This is a genomic window from Pseudemcibacter sp. (genome assembly GCF_965661635.1).
Lineage (GTDB): Bacteria > Pseudomonadota > Alphaproteobacteria > Sphingomonadales > Emcibacteraceae > Pseudemcibacter.
Genome location: NZ_CBFIEP010000036.1, coordinates 1 through 4,791, shown reverse-complemented (window position 1 = coordinate 4,791; position 4,791 = coordinate 1). Strand labels below are relative to the sequence as shown.

Genomic DNA, 4,791 nt, shown 5'->3' with positions numbered 1-4,791 from the left:
GACGATGGCGGGCACGTCTCTTAATTTAGGTGAAAATAGGATTAATGAAATTGAAGGTCCAATAGAAGAAAAATTATTGGTGCTTGAAGGGGCATATGAGAAAGAAGGACAATTGGTCCGTATAGTTGTTGCGGAGGATTTTTCACCAATAACCGACAGTCTTAAAACATTGACCATTGCATTGGTCATTTTAAATGGCGGCATTGTATTATTACTTATGTTTATTCAACGGTTAATTGTAACAAGAGGGATGGGTCCGCTGCAAAAAACCACAGAGGAATTATCGGCGATTGGCGCAGGAGAAAAAGATTTCCTTAACGAAAAAGTCCCTGAAGAAGTTCTGCCGCTCGTAAAAGAGATTAATCAGTTAATGATAATGGTTGATAACAGAATTAAGCGATCAACAACGGCACTTGGTAATTTGGCACACGCATTAAAAACACCATTAGCCCTTATTGAACAAAGTGCATCGGGCAATATAGAAGAGAAATCAGCAAAAGAAATAAAAGGGGCGACCAACCAAATTAAACGTCAATTGGATAGTGAACTTAAAAGAGCGCGTATCATTGGATCAACGGCACATGGTCATAAGATTGATTTAAAGAACTTAATTGACCCGCTTATTGAAACATTGAAAAAGATCTATCAAGAGAAAAATATCAATTTTACAATATCAGTTGATGAGAAATCTATTTATGTTGGTGATCGCCATGACATGATGGAACTATTTGGTAATTTACTTGATAATGCTTGCAAATGGGCCGATAGCAAAATTGAAATTTCTATTCGCAAAGCTGAGAAACTTGAATTTTTCATAGAAGATGACGGCCCCGGCATATCAAAGGAAAAAATCAGAGAAATTGAAACACGAGGTCACCGCCTAGATGAAGCGGGTGAAGGTCACGGTTTAGGGCTTTCTATAGTCAGAGAAATTATTGATTTAAATAATGCTCAAATAACATATGGAAGGTCAGAGAAATTGGGGGGATTGAAAGTTTCCATAAGGATTGGCGCAAGTTAATCTTTACAAATTGTGCGAATCATTGTCCAATGCTGCCCATAAGAGTGGGATTCACAATAATAATATTCAAAATGACGGAGGAGAACTCATGACTATTAAAACTCTTGGGAAAACATTGCTTGCTGCAACTGCAATAGCGGCTGCGATGACGACAACAACAATTGCGCAAGATAATCCATATGAACCCGTCGGCGATGCATGGTTTGAATTACCAAATGGCCGTCAATGGGGCGCAACCAGCACTATTTATTATGCGGGTGACAATAAAATTTGGGTCGCTGAGCGTTGCGGCGGTAATACCAACTGTTTGGACACGCCAGATATTGATCCCATTATGTTAGTGGATCAAGATGGTAAAATCTTAAAACAATTCGGTAAAAATATGATTGTTTGGCCACATGGACTTCATGTTGACCCGGATGGCAATCTGTGGATTGCGGATGCACGTGGCGATGAAGAACGTAAAAAAGGTCATCAAGTTCATAAATTTAGCCCAGACGGTGAGCTATTAATGTCAATTGGTACGGCTGGTGTAGCTGGCCAAGATAAATATGTTTTCACCAACCCTAATGATGTTGCGGTTGCACCAAATGGAGATATCTTTGTTGCGGACGGTCACCGTCCCGGTTCGAATAACCGTATCGTTAAATATAATAGCAAAGGCGAATATATTATGGAATTCGGATCCGCGGGTGCTGAACGTGGGCAATTTAATGAACCACATGCTCTTGCGATTAATTCCGAAGGTAAACTTTTCGTAGGCGATCGTCATAATTCACGTATTCAGATTTTTGACCTTGAAGGAAACCATATTGATCAGTGGACACAGTTCGGTCGACCAAGCGGCGTTTATATCGATAAAAATGACATGATGTATGTGGCTGATAGTGAATCTAATACTGGATATCAACGTAATCCGGGTTGGGAACGCGGTATTCGTATCGGTGATAGTCGCACAGGCTGGGTCAGTGCTTTTATTCCTGATCCGAACCAAGGCTATATGCCAGGTACTAGCGTAGCTGAAGGTGTAACAGCAGACGAAGATGGTAATATTTACAGTGCAGAAGTGCGTCAGCGCAAAGCTCGTAAATATATTCCTAAAACTTATCGTGGTGAGCCTAGAAGAAGATAATCGTTGAATTTTTATTAAAAGCCCTCATATGTTATGGGGGCTTTTTTTATGGTGTAATATGGAAATTATTAGAAGTAAAAATTTTAAATCAGAAAAAGCATGGGGCGCGAAAGACATCGCCACTATGAACGGTGTGACGTCCCGACTTCATTGGACGGATGAACCATATATTTGGCATATCAATGATGGTGAAGAAATATTTGCCGTAATGGATGGTCGCGTAGAAATGAAATATCGTGAAAATGGAAAAGAAGACAGCGTTATATTAAACGCAGGAGACATATTTTATGCATCAGTTGGGACGGAACATGTGGCACATCCAATTGGTGAGGCGCGTATCTTAGTTATTGAAAAAGAAGGCAGTATTCAAATGGAATTGAACGCAAATTTCGAGAAAATTGCAGTGGTTAGACCAGAGGATTATAAGTGGGTGCCGTCGCCGATGAAGGGTGTTGAACGTATGATGTTGGACCGAATTGGTGACGAAGTGGCGCGCGCGACTACGATTGTAAAATTTGCCCCAAACAGTGAATTTTCACCGCACGACCATTGCGGTGGTGAGGAATTTTTAGTGCTTGAAGGGGTTTTCTCTGATGAGCATGCGGATTATCCAGCGGGTAGTTATGTTCGAAACCCAATTGGTACATTTCACACCCCAAAAATTGGTGAAGAAGGAGCAACGATCTTTGTTAAACTTTATCAGTTTGAAGAAGAAGATCAAAAGCAATTTTCAATCAATACGAACGAAGCAGAATGGTATCCGGGATTGGTTCCTGGTTTATCGGTAATGCCGCTTCATGAATATGGTACGGAGCATGCGGCGCTAGTTAAATGGGCTCCGAATACGATCTTTAAACCCCATCAACATTGGGGCGGGGAAGAAATTTTTGTTCTTGAAGGCACTTTTTATGATGAGCATGGAGAATATCCAAAAGGAACTTGGATCAGAAGCCCTCATTTAAGCAGGCATCATCCTTATACCAAAGAAGATGGTGCCCTTATTTACGTGAAAACCGGACATTTACCTATAAAAGAGTAATTTTTTCAAAAAGATTGTCGATTTTTATAAATCCCATTCGTTTTATATATGTAATCTTAAATGATAAGGTTACATCAAAACATAATAATGGAGATAATCATGAAATATATTGCTTTAATTTACTCTAATGAAAAAACTGATCCTAAGCCTGGTTCCGATGAATTTATCAAAATGATTGGGGAATACCGTTCTGCGACAGATAAATTTATTGAAGATGGTGTTTTGGTGGCGGGCGATCCGCTTGAATCGGTTAATACCTCAACAACATTAAGAGTGCGTGGTGGAAACCTAGAAACAACAGATGGCCCTTTTGCAGAAACAAAGGAACAGCTTGGGGGCTATTATATTTTTGAATGTGATAATCTTGATGATGCCATAAATATGCTGCCATGATCCCATCTGTGAAACATGGGTCTATTGAAGTCAGACCGATTATGACCATCGTTGAGTAATAATTATAAATGGTATCCTCAACCTCTACATCAGCAATTAATTTTGAAATCGCAATTCAGAAAATTATGCGAGAAGACTGGGGATACCTTTTATCCAGTTTACTAGTGATTTATAATGATATTAATCTGGTCGAAGATGTACTTCAAGATGCCGTTGAAATGGCACTTATTAAATGGCGTAAAGATGGTCTTCCAAAATCGACGACAGGTTGGATTTTTACAGTTGCTAAAAGAAAAGCGATAGATCGTCTTCGTCGCGATCAAAATTTTAAATCTAAACACAAAGACTTAATCATAGAAATTGAAACTGAAGAAGACACAAAAGAATACGAATATGCTATTCCAGATGAACGATTACGATTAATTTTCACCTGTTGTCATCCGGCATTGGATCACAAAATTTCTGTTGCTTTAACGTTGCAACTTCTTGGTGGATTATCAACAGATGAAATCGCCCGTGCTTTTTTGGTCAAAAAAGAAACAATGGCTCAAAGGCTTGTTAGAGGAAAAAGAAAAATCAAACAAACAGCCATCCCCTATATCATTCCTGAAAAAGACGTTTTTCATGAAAGATTAAGCGCTGTGCTAAGTGTCATATATTTAATTTTTAATGAAGGCTATTCCGCATCTAGTGGCAAGGATCACATAAGAGCAGATCTTAGTAATGAAGCCATAAGGTTAGCGAGAATCTTAAACGAATTATGCCCATATGAGCCGGAAATAATGGCGTTACTAGCTTTGACTTTACTGCACGATACTAGAAGAAAATCACGATTTACTTCAGACGGGGCTTTTGTTTCATTAGAAGATCAAAATAGAACACTTTGGGATCAACCAAAAATCAAAGAAGGTTGTTCACTCATTGAAAGAGCATTAAAAACCGAAAAAACGGGACCTTATCAAATTCAAGCAGCAATAAGTGCAGTACATTCCCAATCAAAAAGTTATGCTAGTACGGATTGGCAGCAAATTGTTCTTTTATATGATGAACTTTTAAAATTGATGCCTACATCTGTCGTTAAGCTAAACAGAGTTGTTGCGGCTTCAAATTTACTTACTATTGATGAAACTATTAATGCGATTGATCAGTTAGAGAGTGAATTTAAATCATATCAACCATTTTATGCTGCTAAGGCAGAATTCTATT

General features: G+C 38.7%; 5 protein-coding genes. All 5 read left to right on the top strand.

Going from position 1 to position 4,791, the window contains the following annotated elements; translation table 11 throughout:
- Nucleotides 1–1,021 (top strand): ATP-binding protein (locus ACTF6W_RS02645; RefSeq protein WP_438992985.1); only part of this gene is annotated, 1,021 nt, incomplete at its 5' end.
- Between the two features lie 88 nt (nucleotides 1,022–1,109).
- On the top strand, nucleotides 1,110–2,153 hold the full coding sequence (locus tag ACTF6W_RS02640; RefSeq protein ID WP_438992984.1) for a peptidyl-alpha-hydroxyglycine alpha-amidating lyase family protein: 1,044 nt from the start codon (nucleotides 1,110–1,112) through the stop codon (nucleotides 2,151–2,153).
- Between the two features lie 370 nt (nucleotides 2,154–2,523).
- Entirely contained in the window at nucleotides 2,524–3,192 is a 669-nt protein-coding gene (locus ACTF6W_RS02635; protein WP_438992986.1) for a cupin domain-containing protein, read from the top strand.
- A gap of 99 nt (nucleotides 3,193–3,291) precedes the next feature.
- Nucleotides 3,292–3,585 (top strand): YciI family protein, encoded by a 294-nt coding sequence (locus ACTF6W_RS02630; protein ID WP_438992983.1) that lies wholly within the window; start codon nucleotides 3,292–3,294, stop codon nucleotides 3,583–3,585.
- A gap of 68 nt (nucleotides 3,586–3,653) precedes the next feature.
- Nucleotides 3,654–4,791 (top strand): RNA polymerase sigma factor (locus ACTF6W_RS02625; RefSeq protein WP_438992982.1); only part of this gene is annotated, 1,138 nt, incomplete at its 3' end.

Excerpts from the sequence above, each read along its gene's own strand:
- ACTF6W_RS02635 (WP_438992986.1), top strand. The coding sequence starts at position 2,524 with ATGGAATTGAACGCAAATTTCGAGAAAATTGCAGTGGTTAGACCAGAG.
- ACTF6W_RS02630 (WP_438992983.1), top strand. The coding sequence starts at position 3,292 with ATGAAATATATTGCTTTAATTTACTCTAATGAAAAAACTGATCCTAAG.
- ACTF6W_RS02640 (WP_438992984.1), top strand. The coding sequence starts at position 1,110 with ATGACTATTAAAACTCTTGGGAAAACATTGCTTGCTGCAACTGCAATA.